24 protein-coding genes and 1 pseudogene are annotated in these 25,175 nt (G+C 41.7%); 21 read left to right on the forward strand and 4 right to left on the reverse strand.

Going from position 1 to position 25,175, the window contains the following annotated elements; all coding sequences use genetic code 11:
- Positions 1–183: 183 nt before the first annotated feature.
- The 11 genes and pseudogenes from V7K84_RS13950 to V7K84_RS14000 all read left to right on the forward strand — a co-directional run bounded on the left by V7K84_RS13950 (position 184) and on the right by V7K84_RS14000 (position 10,067).
- On the forward strand, positions 184–2,322 hold the full coding sequence (locus V7K84_RS13950) for a pentapeptide repeat-containing protein (protein ID WP_334838829.1): 2,139 nt from the start codon (positions 184–186) through the stop codon (positions 2,320–2,322).
- Positions 2,323–2,429: 107 nt separating this feature from the next.
- Positions 2,430–2,921, forward strand: coding sequence for a hypothetical protein (locus tag V7K84_RS13955; RefSeq protein WP_334838830.1), 492 nt, complete (start codon positions 2,430–2,432; stop codon positions 2,919–2,921).
- Positions 2,922–3,045: 124 nt separating this feature from the next.
- Positions 3,046–3,252, forward strand: a complete 207-nt coding sequence (locus V7K84_RS13960) for a hypothetical protein (protein WP_094352643.1) — start codon at positions 3,046–3,048, stop codon at positions 3,250–3,252.
- Positions 3,253–3,461: 209 nt separating this feature from the next.
- Positions 3,462–4,718, forward strand: a complete 1,257-nt coding sequence (locus V7K84_RS13965) for a GNAT family N-acetyltransferase (RefSeq protein ID WP_334838831.1) — start codon at positions 3,462–3,464, stop codon at positions 4,716–4,718.
- Positions 4,699–5,196 (forward strand): Holliday junction resolvase RuvX, encoded by a 498-nt coding sequence (ruvX, locus tag V7K84_RS13970; RefSeq protein ID WP_334838832.1) that lies wholly within the window; start codon positions 4,699–4,701, stop codon positions 5,194–5,196. Before V7K84_RS13965 ends, ruvX begins: the two co-directional genes overlap by 20 nt.
- Positions 5,197–5,343: 147 nt before the next feature.
- Entirely contained in the window at positions 5,344–5,916 is a 573-nt protein-coding gene (locus V7K84_RS13975; protein ID WP_104907765.1) for a DUF3727 domain-containing protein, read from the forward strand.
- 226 nt (positions 5,917–6,142) lie between these two features.
- Positions 6,143–6,765, forward strand: a pseudogene (locus V7K84_RS13980) (hypothetical protein).
- A gap of 53 nt (positions 6,766–6,818) precedes the next feature.
- Positions 6,819–7,358 carry a YqeG family HAD IIIA-type phosphatase gene (locus V7K84_RS13985; RefSeq protein ID WP_334838836.1) on the forward strand — a complete coding sequence of 180 codons (540 nt, stop codon included), beginning with the start codon at positions 6,819–6,821 and terminating at the stop codon, positions 7,356–7,358.
- Between the two features lie 354 nt (positions 7,359–7,712).
- Complete coding sequence (gene proB, locus V7K84_RS13990; RefSeq protein ID WP_334838838.1) at positions 7,713–8,822, forward strand: glutamate 5-kinase; 1,110 nt, start codon at positions 7,713–7,715, stop codon at positions 8,820–8,822.
- A gap of 52 nt (positions 8,823–8,874) precedes the next feature.
- Complete coding sequence (locus V7K84_RS13995; protein WP_334838839.1) at positions 8,875–9,465, forward strand: Uma2 family endonuclease; 591 nt, start codon at positions 8,875–8,877, stop codon at positions 9,463–9,465.
- 224 nt (positions 9,466–9,689) lie between these two features.
- Complete coding sequence (locus V7K84_RS14000; protein WP_334838841.1) at positions 9,690–10,067, forward strand: hypothetical protein; 378 nt, start codon at positions 9,690–9,692, stop codon at positions 10,065–10,067.
- Between the two features lie 49 nt (positions 10,068–10,116).
- On the opposite strand, the gene V7K84_RS14005 is transcribed toward V7K84_RS14000, so the two are convergent.
- Both V7K84_RS14005 and V7K84_RS14010 read right to left on the reverse strand, forming a co-directional pair.
- Positions 10,117–10,620: a hypothetical protein gene (locus tag V7K84_RS14005; RefSeq protein WP_334838843.1), complete on the reverse strand. Its 504-nt coding sequence runs from the start codon at positions 10,618–10,620 to the stop codon at positions 10,117–10,119.
- A gap of 256 nt (positions 10,621–10,876) precedes the next feature.
- The gene (locus V7K84_RS14010) at positions 10,877–11,878 is read right to left on the reverse strand and encodes an ROK family protein (RefSeq protein ID WP_334838846.1); all 1,002 of its coding nucleotides are present in this window, start codon (positions 11,876–11,878) and stop codon (positions 10,877–10,879) included.
- A gap of 110 nt (positions 11,879–11,988) precedes the next feature.
- Here V7K84_RS14010 and V7K84_RS14015 point away from each other — a divergent pair, with 110 nt between their 5' ends.
- On the forward strand, positions 11,989–12,210 hold the full coding sequence (locus V7K84_RS14015; protein ID WP_334838848.1) for a hypothetical protein: 222 nt from the start codon (positions 11,989–11,991) through the stop codon (positions 12,208–12,210).
- A gap of 4 nt (positions 12,211–12,214) precedes the next feature.
- Here V7K84_RS14015 and V7K84_RS14020 read toward each other — a convergent pair whose 3' ends face one another.
- Positions 12,215–12,967 (reverse strand): Mut7-C RNAse domain-containing protein, encoded by a 753-nt coding sequence (locus V7K84_RS14020; protein WP_334839029.1) that lies wholly within the window; start codon positions 12,965–12,967, stop codon positions 12,215–12,217.
- An 89-nt stretch (positions 12,968–13,056) separates the two neighbouring features.
- Between V7K84_RS14020 and V7K84_RS14025 the strand changes: the two genes are divergently transcribed.
- Together V7K84_RS14025 and V7K84_RS14030 are read left to right on the forward strand one after the other, a co-directional pair.
- Positions 13,057–13,242, forward strand: coding sequence for a hypothetical protein (locus V7K84_RS14025; RefSeq protein WP_334838850.1), 186 nt, complete (start codon positions 13,057–13,059; stop codon positions 13,240–13,242).
- Positions 13,243–14,072: 830 nt separating this feature from the next.
- A complete protein-coding gene (locus V7K84_RS14030) occupies positions 14,073–15,050 on the forward strand; it encodes a sucrase ferredoxin (RefSeq protein ID WP_334838851.1) in 978 nt (325 codons plus the stop codon).
- Positions 15,051–15,213: 163 nt separating this feature from the next.
- On the opposite strand, the gene V7K84_RS14035 is transcribed toward V7K84_RS14030, so the two are convergent.
- Entirely contained in the window at positions 15,214–16,809 is a 1,596-nt protein-coding gene (locus V7K84_RS14035) for a helix-turn-helix domain-containing protein (protein WP_334838853.1), read from the reverse strand.
- A 1,174-nt stretch (positions 16,810–17,983) separates the two neighbouring features.
- Between V7K84_RS14035 and fdxB the strand changes: the two genes are divergently transcribed.
- From fdxB to V7K84_RS14070, 7 genes are all read left to right on the forward strand, one after another.
- Positions 17,984–18,277: a ferredoxin III, nif-specific gene (gene fdxB, locus V7K84_RS14040; RefSeq protein WP_069068483.1), complete on the forward strand. Its 294-nt coding sequence runs from the start codon at positions 17,984–17,986 to the stop codon at positions 18,275–18,277.
- A gap of 523 nt (positions 18,278–18,800) precedes the next feature.
- Positions 18,801–19,790, forward strand: coding sequence for a cytochrome c oxidase subunit II (locus V7K84_RS14045; protein ID WP_334838855.1), 990 nt, complete (start codon positions 18,801–18,803; stop codon positions 19,788–19,790).
- Positions 19,791–19,909: 119 nt separating this feature from the next.
- On the forward strand, positions 19,910–21,598 hold the full coding sequence (gene ctaD / locus V7K84_RS14050) for a cytochrome c oxidase subunit I (protein ID WP_334839031.1): 1,689 nt from the start codon (positions 19,910–19,912) through the stop codon (positions 21,596–21,598).
- A 451-nt stretch (positions 21,599–22,049) separates the two neighbouring features.
- On the forward strand, positions 22,050–22,649 hold the full coding sequence (locus tag V7K84_RS14055) for a cytochrome c oxidase subunit 3 (protein WP_334838857.1): 600 nt from the start codon (positions 22,050–22,052) through the stop codon (positions 22,647–22,649).
- 135 nt (positions 22,650–22,784) lie between these two features.
- Positions 22,785–23,270: a hypothetical protein gene (locus tag V7K84_RS14060; RefSeq protein ID WP_334838859.1), complete on the forward strand. Its 486-nt coding sequence runs from the start codon at positions 22,785–22,787 to the stop codon at positions 23,268–23,270.
- Positions 23,271–23,684: 414 nt separating this feature from the next.
- Positions 23,685–24,296: a cupin gene (locus tag V7K84_RS14065; RefSeq protein WP_334838860.1), complete on the forward strand. Its 612-nt coding sequence runs from the start codon at positions 23,685–23,687 to the stop codon at positions 24,294–24,296.
- Between the two features lie 417 nt (positions 24,297–24,713).
- Positions 24,714–25,163, forward strand: a complete 450-nt coding sequence (locus V7K84_RS14070; RefSeq protein ID WP_334838862.1) for an ArsC/Spx/MgsR family protein — start codon at positions 24,714–24,716, stop codon at positions 25,161–25,163.
- The last annotated feature ends 12 nt before the right edge of the window (positions 25,164–25,175 follow it).

Consider the following 25,175-nt stretch of genomic DNA (forward strand, 5'->3'; position numbering starts at 1 on the left):
CCAAGTGTCAAAACTAGGTATAAAGCCTATTTTATTTCTGTTAGCGCAGCCCATTCAGACTCCTGAATTCTGCTGCATAACTCCTAAATCCTATTTCAATATGCTTTTCTTTTTGCTGACGAGCTTAGTCTATTTTAATTGTGCCGATCGCGGCGTAGAAATAATATCAAAGGAAATTATACGATGACGTCACCAATTGTCAGAAGAACTAGTAATCAATCTGGTCAGTCAAAAAAATCGGAAAGAGCCAATTCGCTGCTGCTAGGAAGTAGGCGTTTTGCTGCTTGGGCAGCTGAAATCACACTAGTGGTGACTAGTGGGTTGATTCCCTTCGGCATTGGTGTCTATGCCAATTCTAGAAGCGATCTGAACCGAGTGCCGCTTAACCCCGTGCTGGTAGTCACAGAAAGAGCGATCGCCAGACCTTTAGCTCTACCTGTGAGCTATGGCATCCGTAACGTTGCATGGCCGACTAATATTTTGTGGACAATCGCTTTGTTAGCGCCTGTAACTCTCTCGTGGTGGCAATTGTATTTATTAGCTAAGACTGGTAGCACAATTGGGAAACGTTGGTTAAATGTGCGGGTTGTCAACGAGCAAGGAAAGCCGCCCGGACTGGGGGCAGTTGTAATTAGAGAAGGTGTTGGGCGTTGGACTGTACCCATTTCCATCGCCTATTTGCTGTGGCGCTACAGCTTTGCTTTTCCGAATTTAGGATTATTCACATTTTTGTCTTTATTAATGATTGTGGGTGAAGGGATTGGCTTACCGTCACGTCGGGGGCGTCGCGCACTCCACGATCGACTCGCAGGTACTTATACAATCGATGCAATCTTAGCTAGCAACAGACAAGCTCAGTCTGCTGACGGTAACGATCGAGCAGAAGAAGAACGGGAAGATGAAGAATTTGCGGCAGTCGAAACCAGCCAGTCAGCTAATTTGTGGCGGCGAATACAGCAAAATCCCAATCTGACTTTGTTTGGGGTAGGACTGACGAGTATGACTGCTGTGCTGGCAACTTTAATCGGCACTCAAGTTTATATCCAAATTCAACAATCCCAGCGAGCAACCAAGCAAATCAACAGCCAACAATTCCTCGAACTCGTCAAACCATTGAGTCCCAACTCTGGGGCGACTAATGAGCAACGCCAAACTGCTATTCTGGCTATGGGTGGTCTTAATGACCCACAATCAATTAAATTTTTGGCGGATTTATTAGTTAGCGAAACTGACCCCAGCCTTCTGGATACAATTCAACAAGCTTTGACAACTGTCGGGCCCCAAGCCATCCCGGAACTCAAAAATAAGAATCAGTTTTTGGTCAGCGAACTGGAATCTGTGGGTAGCACGGCAACCAAAGAGCGAGAATTACGGCAAGGGCGGCTACAAAGAAACCAGCGGACAATCAACAAGATTCTTTCTGTTTACAGCGGTAAAATCGAGGGTGTTGACCTTAGTAGAACCCAATTAGGTCAAAGCGGTACTTCAGGAAGTTCCTACTTCAACTTGGTACTGGACAATCTTGATTTATCAGGAGTTAAGTTTAAATCTGCAAATCTTAACCAAGCCAGCTTTAAGGGTAGCCGCTTCCGGGGCGTGGGTGAAGATGGACGCTGGGATACCTACGACGATGTAATGGCTGATTTAAGCCAAGCTCAGTTGCAGCAAGCCAATCTTACTGATGCTAACCTCAGTCGCGTCTTGATGAACCGGATCGATTTGAGCCGTGCCACTCTTAACAGAGCCAACTTATCCAACGCGCGTCTATATGATGCTAAACTCAACAGCACCCAACTAGTAGGAGCCGATCTGCGAAACGCAGTTTTGGAAAAAGCCAGCTTGACTGGGGCAGATTTAGGCGATGCCAAATTAAACGAAGCCAATCTATACGCTGCGCGTTTAGGTCGCGCCACTGCGATCGGCACGCAATTATCTTTTGCCAACTTAACTAACACTGATTGGCAAGGGGCAGATTTATCAGGAGCCTATTTGGATCGTGCTAATCTCAGCAATGCAAACCTCAGTGCTACTCGTTTAACTGGTGCTGTTTTACGTTCTGCCCAAATGGAAAACGTTAACTTGCAAAATGCTGACCTGAGCCTTGCAGATTTACGAGGGGCAAATGTCGCTGGAGCAGATTTTAAAGGAGCAATTCTCGCTCCTAGCAAACAAGATCCAGCAGATCAATTTGTCCAAACCCCAGATTTAGGCTCAGTATCTGCCGTAGTCCAAGGGGTTGATTTTTCTCAAACCAAAAATTTAGATGCCAAGCAATTAGCATACATTTGTACTCAAGGAGGCATTCATCCCCGTTGCCCGTAGAATGGAGGGAGCAGAGGAGCAGAGGGGCAGAGGGGCATGGAGAGAATAACCGATGCCCCATGCCCAATTACCAATGACAAATGACAAATTGGTGTGAGGAGTTGGTTATGAAATATATTCCATCTTTGGTTTCAGTTTTGGGGGCTGGTTTGGTCTTGAGTCTGGTTAGTACGAAACCAGCACAAGCTCAAGTAGCTTATGGCAGTTATATTGGTATCGGCCCCACTGTTGGTTTTACCGATGGTATCCAATTTGGGGGAGTAATCGCGGGGCGCTACAAGCTTCTGGAAGCACCAATTTCACTCCGCACTCAAGTGTTAATTGGTAATAATACGGCTGTTGTACCAACGGTTTCTTACGATTTCCCCCTCAACTGGCAAGCTGATGCCTACTTGGGCGCTGGGTTAGTGTTGGCTGGTGGTGGTGGTTCTTCTCCTGTGGGCGACAAAATTAGTTTTGCTTTACAACCGGGCATTGATTATATGATCCCAAATAGCAATACTGTCCTTTTTGGCAATGCCATTATTGCTTTTGATGCTTACCGAGATAGCAGTGGTACAGCTATCTCCGTACAAGGTGGCGTTGGTTTAAGATTTTAAGGGGTACACTATCCCTAAGAAGCGTTAAACTTCATTGCAAATTAAGAAGTTAGTCCAAACAACGTGATAGTTTTTGGTCATGAAGAGAGACAGCACAGGATTAACACAGGAGAACACAGTGGCAATGGAATCAAATTTATTAACAGATGCAGGCGCAGATGAAGTGAATCAAGATTTCAGTGAATATGTCGCTAATCTGCAACTTCACATGACTCTGCAAGCTCGTAATCTTGTTCCAACGCTGAAGCAAACATTGGTAGATAGTCGCCACCAATTACTCCATCAAACCCAAGCCCACTTTGAAAAGTTAGTTTCTCGGCAAGGGTTATAAAATATATACAAATTTTAATCAAAATTCAAATAAAATAAGGGCAGATGTTGTTGGGTCAATGCCAATGGTGTTCTCACAAGGTCTGCTTTTTCTGCTTTTTAAGTATTAAGTTACTAAAATCACACTTTTGGCACAATAGTAGAGAGCAGAAACTAGTTAAGATTATTGCAAGCAGTTTATTCCTTTCAAGAGCAGTTAGTTAAGGCTAAATGGCGGCTCGAATAAAAATGACTTCATTACTTCCCAGAAACCTCAGCGTTATTATCCGACCAGTCCAATACCGGGATCTGGACGGCATTGAGCGCATAACTCAAGAGTCATTCGCAGCCCTCACTCCTCAGGGAGCGGGTTTTGCCATCAGCCAGATGCAAAGGCTGCGTCGCTGGTATGGATTACTCAAATTTTTAAGCTGGTTTCCTAACCCGCTACAGTATCGTCTTTGTGCTTTTGTCGCAGAGCAAGGGCGGATACTTTTAGGAATGATTCAAGTGTCACCCTTTAACCGCACACGTAGTACTTGGCGGATCGATCAAGTGTTACTAGAGCGTGGTGTCGATAAACAAGGAATTGGTTCGCAACTTTTGCGTCATTGCTTTGAATCGATTTTGGAAGCTCGTACTTGGCTACTAGAAGTTAATATCAATGACATAGAGGCGCTAGCACTATATCGGCAAAATGGATTCCAGCGTCTGGCAGAAATGACATACTGGGAAATTGGGCCAGAATTACTGGCTGAATTGGCACAAGCAGAGCCAGACTTGCCCAACCTCTTGCCAGTAAGTAATGCTGATGCCCAGTTGCTATATCAACTAGATACGGCATCGATGCCACCTTTGGTACGTCAGGTTTTTGACCGTAATACCCGCGACTTTAAAACCAGCTTGTTCGGCGCTTTAACTGATGCAGTGAAGCAATGGCTGACTAAAACAGAAGTAGTCAGTGGTTACGTATTTGAACCGCAACGCAAAGCTGCGATCGGCTATTTTCAGGTACAACTCGATCGCAAGGGTGAAGTTCCCCATGCTGCAACGCTGACAGTTCATCCTGCTTACACCTGGCTTTATCCAGAATTACTCTCTCAACTGGCTCGTATTGCCCAAGATTTTCCCCAGCAAGGGTTACAACTAGCCTCTTCAGACTATCAGGCAGAGCGAGAAGAATATTTGGAGCGTATTGGGGCAAAACGTATAGAACATACGTTAGTGATGTCTCGCTCTGTGTGGCACAAGCTACGGGAGTCTAAATTCGTCTCCTTAGAAGGAATCCAGTGGACTGATATGTTGCAAGGTTTACAACCTACTCGTAAACCTATACCAGGTGGGATGTCATGGATACAACCAGGAAAGTTGCCATCCTCAGATAAACCTCTGCCAAGCAAGCCAGAACCGATTAACTTTTCGGTAAAAAACCCTAGTATAGAAACATCGCCGATTTCTGAATCAGCAGATGGTCAGCAGGAGAATTAGTGTGATATCCCAGGAGCAACCAAAACCGTTTATTTCAGCCTTGGGATTAGATTATGGTCGCAAGCGGATTGGTGTGGCTGGGTGCGATCGCACGGGTTTAATTGCTACGGGTATCACCACAATTGAGCGTGCATCTTTTGAGCAGGATGTCGAGCAAATCCAACAAATAGTTAATGAACGTGAAGTGCAAGTTCTAGTTATGGGCTTACCTTATTCAATGGATGGCTCACTGGGATTTCAGGCTCGTCAAGTTCAGAAATTTACTAAAAGACTGGCTAAAGCGCTGAAACTGCCTGTGGAATATATGGATGAGCGATTAACTTCATATCAAGCAGAGCAACTGCTGATAGCTGAAAACCGCTCCCCATCACGCCATAAAGGTTTGATTGACCGCAAGGCAGCAGCTTTAATTTTGCAACAATGGCTGGATGTTAAGCGTGCCAACTCCCGCAGTTCAATTGCGGCTATTGAATATTGATACCTTTTAACATGATATTCTGAAAACGATTAGCCAGCAGTTGTATCTACGTATAAAGCTATTTGCTTGACATAATAATATGTCATTAACTTATAGTTAAGCGATTTTCAAACTTGCTGGTATTTATTAAATTTCTACATTTCGGCTATGTTTTCCTCTCCATTTCCTGAAGAAAATGATAACGCTCATGCGGGTTCCATCACTTTAACCGATGACAAAGGGCGATCGCTCGACTGTTATATAGAGCATTCCCTAGAGGTAGATGGACAAGAATACGTTTTGCTTCTTCCTGTAGACTCACCTGTAGAAATTTTTTCTTGGGAAGGTGACGGTGAGGAAGAAGAAGCAGTTCTGGTAGAAGATGACACCATCATTGAGCAAATTTTTGCTAATGCCCAAGCTGTACTATCTGAGCAGAACTTGATACTGAAGAACACAGCCTATGCTCTGACAGTTGCAGGCGATTTACCGCCAGTGGAAGAATCAGAACTCTTCACCTTAGAAATCGAAGACGAAGAGGCAGATTTAGAGCCTGAGCAATTACAGCTACTTGCTAGCTTTTATGAGGAAGATCAGGAGTATGCAATTTATACACCCCTAGATCCCCTGTTGTTTTTTGCACGGATAACAAAAACAGGTGAACCTGAATTGCTTTCTCCAGAGGAGTTCCGCAAAGTGCAACCTCTGTTAGAAGAACATCTTTTTAATGAAGTGGAATAAAATTAAAAATTCAAAATGAAAATATTACATTTTGAATTTTTAATTGGGAATTTTCATTGTAATCAAAATCTACTTAAACCTTTTACCATGTCCCATTAAATGTGGAAGCTATGAAACATTGATAAGAAATTGGGACAATTAGTATTGTTAAGATTCTGGAACAAGTAGTTTGGTTGTGATTTTCAATTCCATTATCTAAATCTAAAATTGGTAGGAGGTGCTGAAAATGGCTTATAGCGATTTTACATTAAGTAAATTTAAAAGTTCAGCATCCGCATTGATGAAGAAACTGATTTATGTGCTGACATAGCACCTTTACAGGCAAGTGAAAAACTCAAAAATTCTTTAGAAGAAACTACAGAACTGGCTTTAGCAATTAATACTGAAAAAGCTCGTTCAGAAATGATTATCACTCCAATATTGTTGGAGGTAAGACGTAGAGCTAATTATCCAATTAGCTTATTTTCAGGAACAGACTTTAATGTAGATGCGTAAAAAGGTCTGAATGGATACTGTGACTTTATCATCAGTCGTTCTAAAGAGCAGCTAACAATTAATGTGCCAGTGGTGGTGATTATTGAAGCCAAAAATTAAAATATTAAAGGTGGATTAGGTCAATGTGCAGCCGCAATGTTAGCAGCCCAATTATTTAATCAACAAGAAGGAAATGAAATTAGAAAAATTTATGGTGCGGTAACGACAGGGGATATTTGGAAGTTTTTGAAGTTAGAAGAAAACGATATATTTATTGATTTGAGTAATTATTACATCAAAGAAATAGATAAGATTTTAGGGATTTTATCTCAAAATGTTCAGGGAGACATTCCAGGATGGAGTTCGACTAACTAAACTATATTGGGTTATGCTCATTTGTCTTTCCTATCTACATTTGACTGTTGACTATGGTCTGGAACAATCTTTTACAGCCTGACTTGATTTTAGAGGGTTCAGTGTTGAACCTAACACCAGATATTATCCAAAAATACGGCCTTAAAGGGCTGGTATTGGATGTAGATGAAACTTTAGTACCCTTTACAGTCGGGATAGCTTCCCCAGAACTACGAGAGTGGGTAGAGCAAATCCGCACCTGTACTGCACTGTGCTTAGTAAGTAACAACCTCAGTGAAGCACGAATTGGTGGAATTGCGCGATCGCTCAACTTACCTTACTACTTAGGTGCAGCCAAGCCTTCCCGACGCAAAATTAGAGCCGCACTGAGGGGAATGGATCTACCAGTGCATCAAGTGGGGATGGTAGGCGATCGCTTGTTTACCGATGTTTTAGCTGGTAATCGTCTGGGAATGTTTACCATTCTAGTCGAACCGATTGTTCATACCGACGAGGCTCTGCGTTCTCATCCCGTCCGCAACTTTGAAGTTTGGATATCTGAAATTCTGGGAGCCTCTATTACCCCCAAGAAAACCAAGATTCACAAAAGTTGAAAAATCGTCAGGAAAGTAAATCTAAAGAAATGATTAAGGAATCTTACTGGAACAAAAAAATCGGGGATCATAAGTATTAATAACATGGGGTCAGCCAAAAAAGACCCTAACTCATACTAAGTAAATATACTTCCGTAAAGCGTCAACCTTCACTATAGAGGGATTGGCGCTTTACAATTTCTTTAGTCATTTGTCTTTTGTCATTTGTCCTTTGTCATTCGTCAGTTACTAATGACCAATGACCAATGACTAATGACCAATACTTCTCTAACGAGAGGCTACGCCAACGGCTTCTCTACGAGACGCTACGCGAACGCTCAGTACAAGTGACTAATGACCAATGACTAATGACCAATGACTAAAACAATTGTTGTCAAAATCGGTACTTCCAGCCTAACTCAACCAGAAACGGGACAATTAGCACTTTCTACCATTGCTACCTTGGCGGAAACACTCTGCAATTTAAGACGCCAAGGACATCGGGTAATTTTGGTTTCCTCTGGCGCTGTGGGGGTAGGTTGTGCGCGGTTGGGTTTAACTGAACGTCCTAAAGCGATCGCACTGAAACAGGCTGTAGCAGCAGTTGGGCAAGGCAGGTTAATTCGGATATATGATGATTTATTTACTACGTTGCAACAAGCGATCGCTCAAGTATTATTAACACGCAGTGACTTGGTACAGCGCAGCCGCTATCTTAACGCCTACAACACTTTTAAGGAACTACTGGGATTGGGAGTGATCCCCATAGTTAATGAAAATGATACCGTAGCAATAGACGAACTAAAATTTGGTGATAATGATACCCTTTCAGCATTGGTTGCCAGCCTAGTAGAAGCAGATTGGCTATTTTTGCTTACCGATGTCGATCGGTTGTACTCAGCAGATCCGCGTTCCGTGCCAGATGCGCGGCCGATCGCTTTAGTTAGTAGCATTAAAGAATTAACAGAATTACAAATACAAACAAGTTCCCTAGGTTCCCAGTGGGGTACTGGCGGCATGGCGACAAAAATTTCGGCTGCCAGGATTGCCATTACGGCGGGAGTACGTACCGTAATTACTCAAGGGCGATTTCCCCGAAATATCGAAAAAATTATCCAAGGTGAATTGATAGGGACGCATTTTGAACCGCAACCCGAACCAACTTCGGCGCGTAAACGTTGGATAGCTTACGGACTTGTACCTGCGGGGAAATTGTATTTAGATGAAGGTGCGATCGCGGCAATTTCTCTAGCAGGAAAATCGTTATTAGCTGCTGGAATTAAGCTAGTAGAAGGAGAATTTGATACACAGGATGCGGTGTTATTGTGTGACACCAACGGTAACGAAATTGCCAGAGGACTTGTAAATTACAACAGCAATGAATTGCAAAAGATTCGCGGCTGTCATTCACGAGAAATTTCCACAATTTTAGGTTATGCCGGTGCAGAAACCGTGATTCATCGGGATAATTTGGTTTTGACCTAAAATGGAAATGAAATAATTTTTTTGATTACTAACTAAGAGAGTAAAAAATATTATGACTCAAACGTTAGAAAATGCTGTTAACTTACCAGAAGAACAACGCTTCTTTCGACATGGGTTAAGTTGGGAAAAGTTTAAAGCAATTCAAGCTAGCTTTGAAAACGTACCAGGGGTACGGTTGTTTTATTGTGAGGGAATTTTAGAAATTGTGAGTATTGGTAAGCCTCATGAGGTAATTAAGTGTTTAATTGCTGCACTGCTAATCACTTACTTTGAAGTCAAGGGTATTGAATTTTTTCATAGTGGGAGTTTTAGCCAGATTATTCCTGAAATAGTAGAATATCAAGCAGATTTATCTTATTGCTTTGGAACGGACAAACCTATACCAGACCTCTGTATTGAAGTAGTCATTACTAGCGGTAGTCCCATAAAGTTACAGAAGTACAAATTAATGGGAGTCCCGGAAGTTTGGTTTTGGGAAAATGGCACAATTGAAGTCTACTGCTTACGAGAACAAAAATATGAGAAAGTTGTTAAAAGTGAGCTATTAGCAGAATTAGATTTATCCCTGCTCAATCGTTGTGTTTTGTTATCGTCTCCCTTGGAAGCTATTAGAGAGTTTCGCCAGGGTATTCAGCAGCAATAGTCAGGTAAAATGACTAGTGATTTTTCAATTTCAGCACATTCTTAACCAGTTTTTCACAGATGGGCTTGTTTCGTGAAGACTCTATAAACTATCCATGCCGTGCGGTAGTATAAGTATGTTTAGAATTTAACTTTGCTAATCAATACACATCCGCATCTGCCAACTATATGGATCTGAGTAATATACCGAAACCTATTTGGTACGCTCTTACAGGATTTCTCTTGTTGACTATAGGCTATGGTGCTGCAACTCACGTTCCAGGACTGAATGGCTCAAATAAAGAAAGCGCTGAAAATAAACCTTCTATAGTACTAGATTCAAGCAGTGTAAAAGTTAGCGTTTTCGATGAAGCAACTCAAGTTCCTATAGTTGGAGCAAAAGTAATAATGGAATCTGAAGGTGGATCTGATACAGATACAACTGATAATTTAGGCGCTTTCCGAGTTCAAATACCAACTACAGATTACGTTAAAGTTCGCATATATAAAAATTCTTGTGAGCCTTATAAGCAAGACTTAAATTTGAAAAGTAACCCAGATAGACCTAAACCTATTTTCTTGAAATGCTCAGTACCTCAAAATAAGTCTACGCCTAATAGTTAACTTTTTCAGTATTCTTAAATGTTATCACTGCGCCAGCATTTTCAGCGGATTAAAGAAATAGTTGACTGGAGTTGGACACTAGCCATTTTGTGCCATACCGAGGGTTCGAGCCGGAGTAGCTAGGCGAGACAAGCTGAATAATGCTTCCATGATGCCAAAGACTCCAGTCACTGCTGCCAGTATTTACTCCTGGAGCAGGAATAGCACCGTTGCTAGTGATAGTCACACTTGATTCACCTGCTCCCTCGATATTTACTCCCTCTGGAAGTACCGTCGCTTCCGTTTCCCTGTAGAGGCCTGGGTTCAAATAAATCGTATAGTTTTGATTCGGTTGAACTTGTTTTGCTGCATACGCCAACGTCTTCAATGGCTTGCCTAGCGATCCATTGCCTCCGGTATCGCTTCCCGTGGGAGATATGTAGACGTACAAGCTCCTGGTAGATTCGGCAGCCACAGTTTTCTGCGTAGTTCCTAATTGGGTTGTGACTACAGCTACTAAAACAATAGTAGCTAAAGCTGTGTAGGAAAGAAGGGAGCGTAGAGTCTTTATCATTACTTAAAAGAGGGGAGGGAGCTGAGAAATGAGAATAGAATGTTTTCTACCGTAAGAAATACTACGGCGGCGAAATCTTTCTCGTCTCTGAAAGCAAGAAAAAAGCTACTTGGGAATTTTTGTCTAGTACCTATCGATAGATAAGCTGTAAAAAACTTACCATTCCATCTTTCACCTGAGTATTAAGATTTATTCGCCTAAATTTACATCCTCTACCCAGTTCTGTTTGCACTTATGCATTCCACACGTCACTCATTTACAAATTCGGGATTGTCATAGAAGCGATCGCCACACCCCCCCACAATGGTGCATCATCCCCCAACGTTGCCGGCACAATTTCAAAATCAACCTCCGGTAAAGCCGTCTCCCGCGCCACCTGACGCACCACCCGCCAAAAATCTTCCCCCGCCTTCGTCACACCGCCTCCCAACACAAAGCGCTGCGGATTCATCAAGTTCGCCACATTGCCAATACCCACACCCAGCGCCCAAGCAGCCTTGTGCAATACTTCCTTCGCCAAATCATCCCCAGCAGCCGCCGCTTCACTTACCAACTGCCCCGTCAGCAACGTTAAATTATTCCCCACCAAACCCCTCAACATCTCTCCTCCTTGGCGTACTTGGCGACTTGGCGGTACCCTGCGGGAAGCCGCTGGCGCGTCTACGTTCTCCAAAATTTCCCTAACATTTTGCGCCATATAAGGCCCCGAAGCCAACCGTTCCACACATCCCCGCTTCCCACACAAACAAAGTGGCCCAGCAGGATCTACAACGATATGTCCAATTTCACCAGCCATCCCACCAGCACCCCGCCAAGGCTGGCCGTTGAGTATCCAACCGCCACCCACGCCAGTGCTGACAGTGATGTAAAATAGGCTATCGTATCCTTGACCAGCACCAAAACGGTGTTCAGCCAAAGCAGCAATATTGGCATCATTATCTACACCAACAGCAACGCCAAACTCATCCTCCAACAACGCTTTGAGAGGAATATTTTCCCATCCAGCCACATGATGAGATAGTCGCACCGTTCCCGTGGAAGCATCAACCGGTCCGCCAAAGCTGACACCGATCGCAGCAGGTTTTGTATCTTGTAGCAAAGAGTAAATGAGCGATCGCATTATTTCCAAGTCAGTACTAGCATCTGCATTCGCTGGCGAGAGACGACGTTCATAACGCAACCACTTTCTCGAACCGATATTTACCGTTGCTGCCGCCAGCTTAGTTCCGCCAAAATCGAGAGCTAAAATTAATGTCATTCACTCACCTTTTATTACACCATCACACAACGTAGTTTCTTTCTGAAGAAAGATGTTTGCACTCAAGATACATTTAACACTAGAAAAACTACACTATTATTTAGCAACTCATGACTACTGAGCAACCCGATCCACTTATCGATTTCTCTCATGCTAAAGAACCTCTTCGCTCTCTTGATATTGATAAAGCTCAAGAGGCAGATCCCATTGAACCAGAAGAAGTTAGCGGACAGAGTAAGCAAAATCCCACTCCTGATGATTTGAATCGTGAAGATGAAGATCCCAGAATCGGGGGTAGTCAAATAATCAGTGGGAATATTTCAGCTGGGTAAATAGTTACTCACCTTTTTGTGAGTTGAGTACTCCATCAATAAACTGTTGCAATCGTTCATGATGTGAACCTTTCCAATAAATGCGATCACAGTCTTGGCAACGCTGGAATTCATCAATCTGCGATCGCACCTTTTCTGGCACTTGTTCAATAATGGATTGCTTATCTACAGGTTCTAATAATCCATTGCAACGCAAACACCGTTTAAATGGTGAGATTAATTTAAACAGGTCGAAGCGTTGCAGTACTTCTAAAATTTGTTGTTCGGGGTTAGTGTTTCTAACGTAATACCCATGCGTTACCAAACTACGCATCAATAGACCTTTATCACGAGTCAAGAGAATCCGCGCTTGAGTATAGGATATTTGGGCTAATTTCTCGTCCTCGTAGTCATTGCGGTATAAAGTATCAAAACCTAAAAGTCGTAAAGATGTCGCCAGCTTCCCCAAATGAATATCTAAAACAAAGCGGATAATACTGAGAGGTTTTGGCAGAACAGAAACGCTTGGTATAATAAAATTCCTAGCTGAAATTGGATAAACATTGATAGTGTCTCCATCGGAAACTATGTAAGAAAAATTTACATATTCACCATTAACATTTATAGAATCCACCTCTGGATGAGGGACACCCAACGACTCAATCATGTCCTTAATTGAGGCTTTCTCCTCAAACACATGAGAGATTCTCACCTGTTTGTGATGTCGTGGTAAAAAATGATTCAATTCTGCATGAAAGTAGAAATATGCGATCGCCATAGCTAGAGATATTTGAACTAGTAAGTGCGCCTTTACTAGCAACAATTTGTCACAATTGCAAAACTTTATCTATTATATTCAAACTCTGAATGCTTGTTGTAGTAGGCTATCCTTACTATGAAATGCCTGTTCACCTTGATTTAAGCAATATCCTAGAGGCAACAAACTGTAAAGAAGTCATAAAGATTCTTAAAAACTTGCATTTCTTATTGACTTCAGTTACAGTCAAAGCAGATGCCTATCATCAAACCCTGACACTATCTTCGGGAAGTTAGATTAAGTAAAACGCTAAATACCAAATTTGTTAATGTTAATTGTCAGTGACGCTGCTAATAATTAGTCACTACTTTTAATTATTAACTTATCGCAAATGGAGTATGGGGAAGTAAAATATTTACCCCTAATTTGACTTTTTTTATTTTCTCCAACTATTGAGAATTATTTGCAATATGGATAATTGGATAGATAAATTGAAAGCAGATAGTGTGGAAGAAGTCTTAAAACAGTATTGACTTACTAAAGTTAGCACTGTTTGTTAAATGTTTCCGCATCTAGCTTTAGGAATATATTTTTCACATGAGCAGCACAAAATTATATCTTTATATGTAAAAACAGCATATGTAACTAGCTATGTAAATAATTTCAGCAAAATTTTAAACAACTAGGTTGCTGCTAGAAACATTTTTGATTGTAGTATCAGCTACATCAATCTTGTCAGCAAGTTAATCGTCGGTAACTCTCCAAGTCGCTTTGTGTCTATGTACTAGGTTTAATATATTTGATTTTGCTAAAGAGACCAAATTCAGAAAAACTGAGTTTCCGCTAATGAAAATTTATTAAATACCAAATAACAATAAAACTAGATACAAAATTAACGCCACTCATACGGAAAAATATCTCTTGACACTGTTTATCTTTATTGTGGAGAATTTATTAACCGGGAAGACCTCAATCGATAATGATGTTATAAAGTGGCTACCTAGTTTTAACTGGGAAATGAATATTGTTCTTTTTTATCTCCTTGAATTAAGGATATTGTAGTTAAGAACACAATTGTATTTTGTAATACCTTTTGTCCATAAAATATGCTAATGAGTACAGCGAGATGAATACTTTTTTTTGTTCTGATGATTCGCGGCAAGTAGGAGAAGATGTTATTGGTAGTGCCACCAATTATCAAACTTATATTTTAGTTGAGTGTCCTTTACCTTGGACATCAGAAGCCTTTAACTCCAAGTGGGTGCCTCAGAATTTGAGGATTTTGGTAGAAGAAGTAAAGCGTGCGAAACTGCCGATTAGATTTCTTCTAATTGCTAATGATTTATCACACAAGGTAAATCACACTACGCTTTTGATTTATCAAAAAGAAGAGGGGCTAAGTAATGGATACCATAAGCAGGAGTTTCAGCTAGCAAATATTGAGCAAGTAGCAGGGGTTGTCCAAAAATGGATACGGGGTATCGATTCTAATTTGGAAGTAGAAACTAGTACAACTAGAGATATTTTAGTTTGTACCCACGGCAGCCATGATAAGTGTTGTGCGAGATATGGCGCTCCTTTTTACTTCCAAATAACAGCGAGTAATGCTGATTTGTGCTTAGAGAATGTGCGAATTTGGAAATCATCGCACTTTGGTGGACATCGGTTTGCACCAACAGTTATAGACTTGCCAGAGGGAAGATACTACGGTCGTCTCGATCGAGATTCATTTAGATCGATTTTGACTCGTACTGGCGATATTCAATGCTTACATCAAGTCTATCGAGGCTGGGGAATTTTACCTGCTGCACTTCAGGTTTTAGAAAGAGAGTTAATTCTTTATAAAGGGTGGGATTGGTTTAATTACAAAGTTGCAGGCAAAATTTTAGAGCAAAGTTTAGACAATAGTACTATTTTAGCTGAACTTAGTTTTGAACAACCTTGTGGTTCTCTTTACACTTACCAGGCTAAACTTGTGAAAGATGAAACCAAGACTCAACAACTGAAGAGTTCATGTAATGCCACAAGAGAGTTGGTAGTTACTAAATATGCTGTCGGTAGTTTTTGGATTACCTCTAGTAAGGTAATTAGTTATAGTACATAGAAGTGGAGAGTTTTTAAACGCAGAGGGACGCAAAGGGAAGCGCAGAGTAACGCAGAGTCTTACTAAGTCTAGTTCGCTACGAATTAATTAAATACTGTATTTAGTATAATGCTGCACAAATTCGTAATAAAATATCTGCGTCTCTCTGCTTTTAAATTCAAAATCAAGATGAAGCCATATTTAAGACTTTTCGTAACAGTATTTGGTCTTCTAATTTGGCTTTTAAACGACCATTTTCAATATCTCGAATCCAGCTTTGGCTTTTACCTGTGAGTTTTGCCAATTCTCTTTGAGAAAGATTCAAGTTTTTTCGCGCTTGCAAAATCTGTTCGCCTAGTAAATCGTTTGTAGCTTTGGGCTTTTTTTTGGCTTTGGCAGTTCTTGTTTTCTTTTTTTCCGATTCTGAGATTTGCTGTTCCCATTCTGGTGGGAGTTCAAAAGCTAAAATCCGCGCATTCATTAGCAGATTCCATTTACCACGGGGGCCTGTATCTGTGAGGCGAGTTTCAGCACCACCGTCATTAGTCCAAAATTCTAATGCTTCATCTGGATCTTCGGGAAGATCGATTAATTTTGCCCACAAAGGTTGAATTTCTGGTGGGTAAGTAACTGGATCGAAAAGCGGTTTCATTCCATAGTGATTGAGAATTTCTAAATCGCTTTCAAAGGTTCGCAGCAGACGTTTGCGTTCTTCCCGTTGTCTGGATGCAAGGGCGACTTTTTCTTCACCGTAAGCAATACGCAGCAAGGTAGGAATGGTGATGCGTTGTTCTTTGCCCATTTTGGTTTTAAACAGCAACCACAGCATTAGTCGAACTGCGCCTTCATGTTGCTGCCAAATACTCATGACTGTGGTTAGCAGCGTTTTGGGGAGACTGCCGTATTGATAGAATGCGGTTCGCTCTTTACATGCTTGTTTATTTAAGAAATATTGCGCCCATAAGCCTGCTTTGACTTTAAAAGTTAGCCCAATCAGATATTTGCATCCGAGATTGTCTTCTTGGAAGTGGTGCTGAATATCTACTAAGTGCCATAAGCGGCTGCCGACAAGAGAGAATCCATTAATTCGACCTTGTTGGGGCCAGTCAATGGAGATAATTAGGGAGCAAGCTTGCTGAACGATATTTTTCATTAAAGCTAGCTTGGCAGCTTTGCTCAAGTCTTTGCGTTTCTCCATCCCCAAATATTTCTCAATTTGTCGCTCATCGATCGCAAATTCTTGCTCCCAAGGTTGCTCTAAAGCTGTAGCATAAGCTGCAAAAATTAGATGTATGCAAGCGGCTCTGATGTCAAGCCCCTCAATTGCTGCTATATCTGTGGCCTTGTCGTTGACTTTGAAGGGATCTTGGATGTGAAAAGCGATCGCACCTCGGCCTTGATTGACTTGTCGGCTGTAACTGATGTAGCCTTCTTCATCGGTTTCCCAATGTAGGGATGTGCGCTGCGCTAATACATTACAAGCTTCCCAAATTGCGATCGCTGAAGCAAATGGATTATTCTTACCATTAGAAAACAAGTCTAAGCTGCTAGCATCTCTTGGTTCAACTTTGCATCTTCCCTTTTTAGACTGCCAAGGAATGGGAGAATTAGTTGGACAAGCTATTACACATTGCGGTTCTGAATAATAGCCCTCACAATTATTACAAAGACCAGGATCGACCCAGTATTCATTGTCCTCTATTCTGATTGCACCCGTAGGACATTGGGGGCGGCAGTTGTCACATCCAACGCAACTGTTGTTAGGAATTGTATAAGGCATTTGGCTCTTTTCCCACTCTAATCGTTGAGATGTCTGTATCAGGTCTCCCCTGGATGAGTCCTGTTTATTCATGACTCGCTACCACATTCTCTTTCTAGCGAGAATTATTTTTTCTCACCGCATTCACTTCCCACATCCATATTTGGCTTTGTATCCAATTGGAAGCTATTTAAGGCTTTAAAACCAGACCTAATAAAACTTCTTATTAACTATACATTTCATGAAAAAAATGATTAATTTGTTCGTGCCGAGCTTAGAAAAAAATCTTAACATTTATTTAATTACGTATTTAATGAACAATTTAGCTTTGACCATAAAACCTTATCCAAAGTCTTTTTAGAAAAAAATAAGCCTCTTAGAATTGGACTTCATCTGATTTGTTAACAATTTTAATATTTAATGCATGACAATATTCTGCCATAAACTTTACAGTTCCTTCATAAATTAATTCTGTTTATTCAGGTCAAGTAATAATATTCCTTTTGTCACCATTTATCTAAATATTTGAATCAAAATAATTTGAAAATTGTTGCTTTCTAAACTACATATTGCAGATATCAAAATGTAACTGATGAACATCTAGTCTGGTATGTATGTATACTGTTTATGTGAAATTATTTGCTTCAATCTAAAAATATTTGCAAAATAATATCATTACTCTTATAGATATAGTTGCATTTGCTGGAAATAATAGTTAAATCAGCAGTTCTAAACCACATTAGGTTTCAAATCCTCAATTTCTGATTTATAGCGCTTCTCGTTCGGATGCAATACACTTTGACCTCACTTCCATTCCTCTCTCCTAAAAGGAGAGAGGTTTTGAATTTTACTCCCCAACGCTAGAAGGTTGTATTCTATGCAACTGAGAACCGCTATATACTCTGCATCTGAAGGCTGATCGTGAGGTGCTGCCTCCAGTCAGATATTGAGTCAGAGACTCGATGAAGGCATTCCCATGCTCTGCATGAGAATGCGGAATAAGAAAGATTTATAATAATTACTGGCAATAATTTTCATCTATAAATTGAAAGAAAAACAATTTAGGATTGTGTTCAAAGTCATCGAAATTTGATGAGGTAAAAGTAATTTTTGAATACAAAAGAATAAAAGATTAGGATAGTATGATGATTAATGCACAAACAGATTGACAGGCAAAATTGCCGAGGATTTATTCATGGCACAACTAACAGGTTTGACATTTGGCGGTAAGGCTTGGACACCAAAATTCGCTCAGGAAATTGACAAAGATAAATGTATCGGCTGTGGCAGATGTGTTAAAGTCTGCGGGTACAATGTGCTTGGATTGAAGGCACTCAATGAAGAAGGCGAATTTGTGGAAGATGAAGATGATGAAGAAATTGAACGGAAAGTAATGGCAGTTACTTCTCCAGAGAATTGTATTGGTTGTGAAGCTTGTTCGCGGATTTGCCCCAAGAATTGCTACACCCATGTTGTATTAAACAATTAAGGTTTTTGGAGTTAATCAAAATTGTTGTTAATTCAAGGAGGCACTGTTTCTAATCAGCGCAAATGTGCTAGGCAAGGTAACTTGAGGGGAATACTAAATGTTTACCGGAACTAATAAAAAGTTCGCAGTAAACAAATCCGTAAATCGTAAATTGTTCGTTATTAACAAATTTAAACTTGCTGCTAATATAGCCTAATCAATATTAGGACTAACAGTGCCCCTTGGAACAACAAGCTTTTTGGAAAGCAGGGGGCTAACTTTGTGATATGAGTTGAAATATAATTTGTAATTTTGTGGGGGAAAGATATGGAAAAAATCTGGAAGTTTCCCCCTTTTTTAATGGCTGCACGTTAGAAAGTTAATAAGTGAAAAGGAAATGGGGAATGGGGAAAGAACAAGGGAATAGGGTACAGGTTACAGGGAATAGATGAATTCCTATTACCTGTAACCTGTAACCTCTCCCCTAAAACCTCAACTCAGAAAACAACACCTCTAAAGACGGTTTACAAAGCAGGTAGCATGTATGCAACAAGTTCCTGTTTCACTATGGACTCTGGTTGCTGGGATAGTAGTTACAGCAATCAGCATTTGGATCGGTCACAACCACACTCTCATGCCGGTGCAGGCATCGTTACAAGCGCCTTTGGTAGACAGTTTTTTTAACGTCATGTTTACCATTGCGATCGCACTCTTCTTGGTGGTAGAAGGAACTATTGTAGTTTTTTTGGTGAAGTTTCGTCGCCGTCGCGGTGATGATACCGATGGTTTGCCAATAGAAGGCAACGTTCCCTTAGAAATCTTTTGGACAGCAATTCCCACAGTGATTGTCCTCGGTTTGGGCATCTACAGCGTAGATGTTTTTAACCAAATGGGCGGCTTTGAGCCTGCGGGTCATCCTCATTCAGCTGCTCATGTTGCTCATAAGTCGGGAACTGCTATCGCTGCTACACTTAGCGATGCTTCTGAAGCAACAACTGCCCCGACAATTGCCCCAACAATTGGCATCGGCGCGTCCCCTCAAACCCTTAACAAACCAGCCGATTTAGTTGTTGATGTCAAAGGCATACAGTACGCCTGGATATTTAACTACCCCGATAGTGGCATTACCTCTGGGGAATTGCACATACCCGTCGGTGCTGATGTCCAACTCAACCTTTCAGCACAAGATGTAATTCATTCATTCTGGGTGCCAAACTTTAGGCTGAAACAAGATGCAATACCCGGTATCCCTACCGAACTGCGATTTGTTGCCACCAAACCAGGTACATATCCCGTAGTTTGTGCTGAGTTGTGCGGTGGTTATCACGGTTCAATGCGGACACAGGTAATTGTCCACACACCAGAAGAATATGATAGCTGGCGGACAGAAAACCAGATTGCTCAACAGCACAACCTAAATCAAGTCGTTGCAATTAATCCAAGCGACTTATCAACATCAGAGTTTCTCGCGCCCCACACCCATGATATGGGAATTAGTGCAGCAACTTTAAAGTCAATGGTCATTGGTCATTAGTCATTGGTCATTGGTTATTGGTCATTGGTCATTAGTCATTGGTAACTGACAAATGACAACGGACAAAGGACAAAAGACAAAGGACAAAAAACAAATGACAAATGACAAAGGATAAAAATATGACGCAGGTAGAATTTCCACGGAATACTCCACCAGAAGAAAATAAACCGGAAATGGTGACTGGCCACACCTCCCATCCGAAGGCGTGGAAATGGCAGGACTATTTCACATTTAATGTTGACCACAAGGTTATTGGTATCCAATACCTAGTAACAGCGTTTGTGTTCTATCTCATCGGCGGATTGATGGCTGTTGCTCTCCGTGCCGAATTAGCAACACCAGAGTCAGACTTACTCGACCCCAATCTGTATAACGCTTTCATGACCAATCACGGGACGATCATGATCTTCCTGTGGATTGTCCCTAGCGCGATTGGGGGATTTGGTAACTATTTAGTGCCCTTGATGGTTGGTGCCAGGGATATGGCGTTTCCAAAGCTAAATGCGATCGCCTTTTGGTTAAATCCCCCAGCAGGTGCGCTCATTTTAGGTAGTTTCATCTTTGGCGGTTCCCAATCTGGTTGGACAGCTTACCCACCTTTGAGCTTGGTGACAGCACCAATCGCTCAAACTATGTGGATATTAGCGATCGTTTTGGTGGGAACTTCTTCAATTTTGGGTTCGCTGAACTTTGTGATCACCATTTTGATGATGAAGGTTCCTAGCATGAAATGGGATCAAGTTCCCCTATTTTGCTGGGCAATCTTGGCTACCTCACTGCTAGCACTTCTCTCCACACCTGTATTAGCAGCCGGTTTAGTTCTGTTGTTGTTTGACCTCAACTTTGGCACCTCCTTCTTTAAACCAGATGCAGGCGGTAACGTTGTAATTTATCAACACTTATTCTGGTTTTATTCTCACCCGGCAGTATATTTAATGATTCTGCCCATCTTCGGCATCATGTCGGAGGTAATTCCAGTACACGCCCGCAAGCCAATCTTTGGTTATAAAGCGATCGCTTATTCTAGTGTCGCCATCTGCGTTGTCGGTTTGTTCGTCTGGGTACACCACATGTTTACCAGTGGTACACCCGGTTGGATGCGGATGTTCTTCACTATCTCCACTCTCATAGTTGCAGTTCCCACTGGCGTGAAGATTTTTGCCTGGGTTGCTACCCTTTGGGGTGGTAAAATCCGCTTCACCACGGCGATGCTTTTCGCCATTGGCTTGTTATCCATGTTTGTCATGGGCGGCTTAAGCGGTGTGACGATGGGAACAGCCCCCTTTGATGTTCACGTCCACGACACATATTATGTTGTCGGACATTTCCACTACGTTCTGTTTGGCGGTTCCGTGTTTGGCATTTACGCCGGCATTTATCACTGGTTCCCCAAAATGACCGGACGAATGCTCAATGAAAACTGGGGACGGGTTCATTTCGCCCTTACCTTCATCGGCACTAATCTTACTTTCTTACCCATGCACGAGTTAGGTTTGAAAGGAATGCCCCGACGAGTGGCAATGTATGACCCCCAATTTATCGACCTCAATCAGATTTGTACCTTTGGTTCATTTGTTTTGGCGATATCGGTAATTCCCTTTGCCATCAACACGATCTACAGTTGGCTGAAGGGGCCTTTGGCTGGTGATAATCCTTGGCAAGCTTTGACTTTAGAATGGACAACTAGCTCGCCACCCGCAATTGAAAACTGGGAAGTGTTGCCGGTTGTCACTCATGGCCCTTATGACTACGGTCAGGAGCATAGAACTGAATTACAGTCATCAGCGACGCCGGAAGCTAGTGCTTAGTTCGTAGAGTGAGTGATGCGATCGCACTTAAAGTCACTGAAACTTCAACTTCTAGTCATTAGATTTGAAAGCTCAAAACTCCAAGCTTGGAACCCAAAGCTTCAAGCTTGGAAAACGAACGCCCGAATTCAATAAACGAACGCCCGAATTCAGAAAACGGACACCCGAGTTCAATAAACGGATGCCCGAATTCAATAAACGGACACCCGAATTCAATAAACGGATGCCCGAATTCAATAAACGAACACCCGAATTCAATAAACGAACACCCGAATTCAATAAACGAACACCCGAATTCAGAACACGGAACTCGGAATTTTGAGAATTCCTGAACAAGTCAAGAGTTTGGCTAAACAAGGATTTTGGATAAAGAATGGAAATTTTGCTGATTCAGATTTCATTCTTTATTCAAGCTTCCACAACAGACGTAGGTAATATTGTCAAAAAATCTATGACTATAGCTACAACCACAAGCGAAGATCGCAGTGCAGGACACGAAGAACATCCAGATTTAAGAGTTTGGGGACTTTTGACATTCCTCGCCTCTGAATCCCTGATGTTTGGAGGATTTTTTGCCACCTATTTATTTTTCCGAGGTACTACAGCGGTTTGGCCTCCAGAAGGAAGTGAAGTAGAACTGCTTGTGCCGACAATTAACACCATTATTCTGGTGTCTAGTAGTTTTGTGATTCACTTCGGTGATACGGCGATTAAAAAGAATAACCTCAAGGGAATGCAACTGTGGTATGCAATTACTGCAATCATGGGGGCAATTTTCTTGGGTGGTCAAGTTTATGAGTATTCAACATTAGGATACGGACTGACTACCAACGTCTTCGCCAACTGCTTTTATATCATGACCGGGTTTCACGGTTTGCACGTTTTTGTAGGGCTGTTATTGATATTACGTGCATTGTGGCGATCGCGTCTTCCCGGTGAATATTCTGCAACCAATCATACTTTCATCGAAATGACAGAAATTTACTGGCACTTCGTAGACATTATTTGGATTGTATTATTCACCTTGGTGTACATTCTGACTTTGTTTTAACAAAAGTTAGGAGTGAGGAGCCAGAAGTGAAGAGTTAAGAATTTATAACTTCTAACTCGTAATTCACAACTTCTAACTCATAACTCCTAACTCATAACTCATAACTCCAAACTCCTAACTCGCCAGGACTTCATTATGCAAGCTAATACAAACCAATTCTCATGGTTCCAGGTTCCAGAAGACATTAAAAACTTATTAGTTTTAGCTGCACAAAACTGGGAAAATACATCAGAATCAGAAAAATATATTCAACAAGCTTTAGCACAAACTGGTGAAAATACAGATGTCTTAGTAGCAGCATATAGATTTTTCTTTTATAAAAATAATTATTCTCTTGCACTACAAACAACAGCCAAATTATTAGATAAAATTAAAGAACTAGAAAATTTTCCTGATGACTGGGAGCAACTTAAGCCGATACTAGTCAATCGCAAAGAAGAACCACAAATTCGATTGTACTTAAATGCTTATGCTGCTTCTGGATTAGTACTAGCAAATTTAGGAGAAATTGAGGAAGCAAAAGAAATCAGCACCAAAGTCAAAGAAATAGACGAAAAGCATGATTTTGGTGCCGGAATTCTCCTGGATATTTTGACACGTCCAGCAGAAGAAAATGATTAATTAGTCAATGTACTTCTCGACAAGAAACAGTGGGGGTGGGTAGAGACGCGATTAATCGCGCCTGTAAAACAACCAATGCCCAATACAACTCTTGGAGACGCTACGCGAACGCGGTAGTTGAATCTCGACTTCGCTCGATTTCCGCGCAGCGATGCACTGAGCTTGTCGTTCGCGGAGCGTCTCGAAGAGAAGTGTTGAAACTCAGTACAAGTGCCCAAAGCCCTTTTTGTGAAAAATCATGAACAATTGGTTATCTACCAGATCGTATTCCTCTTACTCCCTATTAGGAGCAGCTACTGATAGTAACTCTATCTTTCCTCCTATCATTATACCTACTAAACTTCCTGTAGGTAATATTCCTAATGTCTCTCCGATTCTGATCGTCCAATCTTCGCCGTTATCAATTTAAAAGTTATGAAAGGTAGGGATTGGCTGCTAACGGGGGATGGTCAGTATCAAGCTTGTAAATCTGTAAGAGCCTGGGATTTATTGAGAGAAAATTATCGCCTTTATCGGTTTTTAACTGAGGTGGAAGATGTTCTCAATAGCAGGGATGATGAAGTCAGTTGTCTGCCAGAAATTCGGATGCTCGTAAGGCGCTTGATAGTAAATTCCTACTGGGTACGAAGTCAACGTTTAGAGCCTTCGCCCAAAACGGGAACCTCTGTTTTACTCCTATACGATGAATTGGGTTTTCCCTTGACTGTGCAAACAGTAACATTTGCACCGGGAACCCGATCAAACATTCATAATCATGGGACATGGGGAATAGTCGCGGTGTTAAAAGGTCAGGAAAAAAATACTTTTTGGCGACGCACTAATAGCCCCGAATTTCAGGACAAAATTGAAGCAACGGGAGAGGTAACTCTATCCCCAGGAGACATTATTAGCTTTACTCCCGATGCAATTCACTGTGTAGAAGCAGTGGGTGATGAACCAACTGTGACTTTTAATATCTACGGTGAAACCGATCCGAATGAGAGATTTGAGTTTGACCCGATTAAGTATAGTGCTAAAAACTTTTAGCATCACGCAGTAGGGGTTCACAGGCGTGCATTGGTGTCAACTTAACGCTAAACCCGCTTGGTGACAACGTTTTGCCCTCACGCCCAGCCCCTCTCCCATCCGTGAGAGGGGAGCTAGCCCGGATTTCTCACGCATATTGTAGGCAGAGGAGGAAAAGGAGTGTGGGGAGTGTGGGGAGTGTGGGGGGTAAGACTTCTTCCCCATCCTCCCACACCTTCCACACCCCTTGGATTTCTCACAAGTGAGAAATCCAGGCTAGACATTCAATTCCCCTTCTCCCTTGGGAGAAGGGGTTAGGGGATGAGGGCGTGAGGGATTTGCAAAACGCCTGTCCGATATAGTTTTCGGCTTAAGTTGACACCAATGCACAGCCGTGCGCCCTTACAAACCAATCGTATTCTACTAAGAGGTAGTTAAATGGCAAGAGTAATTTTCTATAGCAAACCAGGCTGTAAAGGTGGTACTAAGCAAAAAGTTTTGCTCACAGCTGCCGGTCATGAAGTGATACCATGCAATCTGCTAACAGAATCTTGGACAGTTGAGCGGTTGCGCTCATTTTTTGGCGATCGCCCCGTAGCCGAATGGTTTAATCCTTCCGCCCCAAAAGTAAAATCTGGTGAGGTGGTTCCTGAAAAAGTGGATGAACAAACCGCTTTGGCGCTGATGCTGAAAGAGCCACTGTTAATTCGCCGTCCTTTGTTAGAAGTAGGCGAACAGCGTGAGGTAGGATTTGATGTCCAAAAGATTGATACTTGGATTGGCTTACAAGCTGTGGATGAATCTTTGCAAGAAATCAGCGACAAGCTTTTGAAGCAAGATTTGCAAAACTGTTCCCACGGTCATGGTCATCATCACCATAATCATTAGGCTGGTTGTAAC

This window comes from Nostoc sp. (assembly GCF_036917315.1).
In the GTDB taxonomy this organism is placed as follows: Bacteria; Cyanobacteriota; Cyanobacteriia; order Cyanobacteriales; family Nostocaceae; genus Nostoc.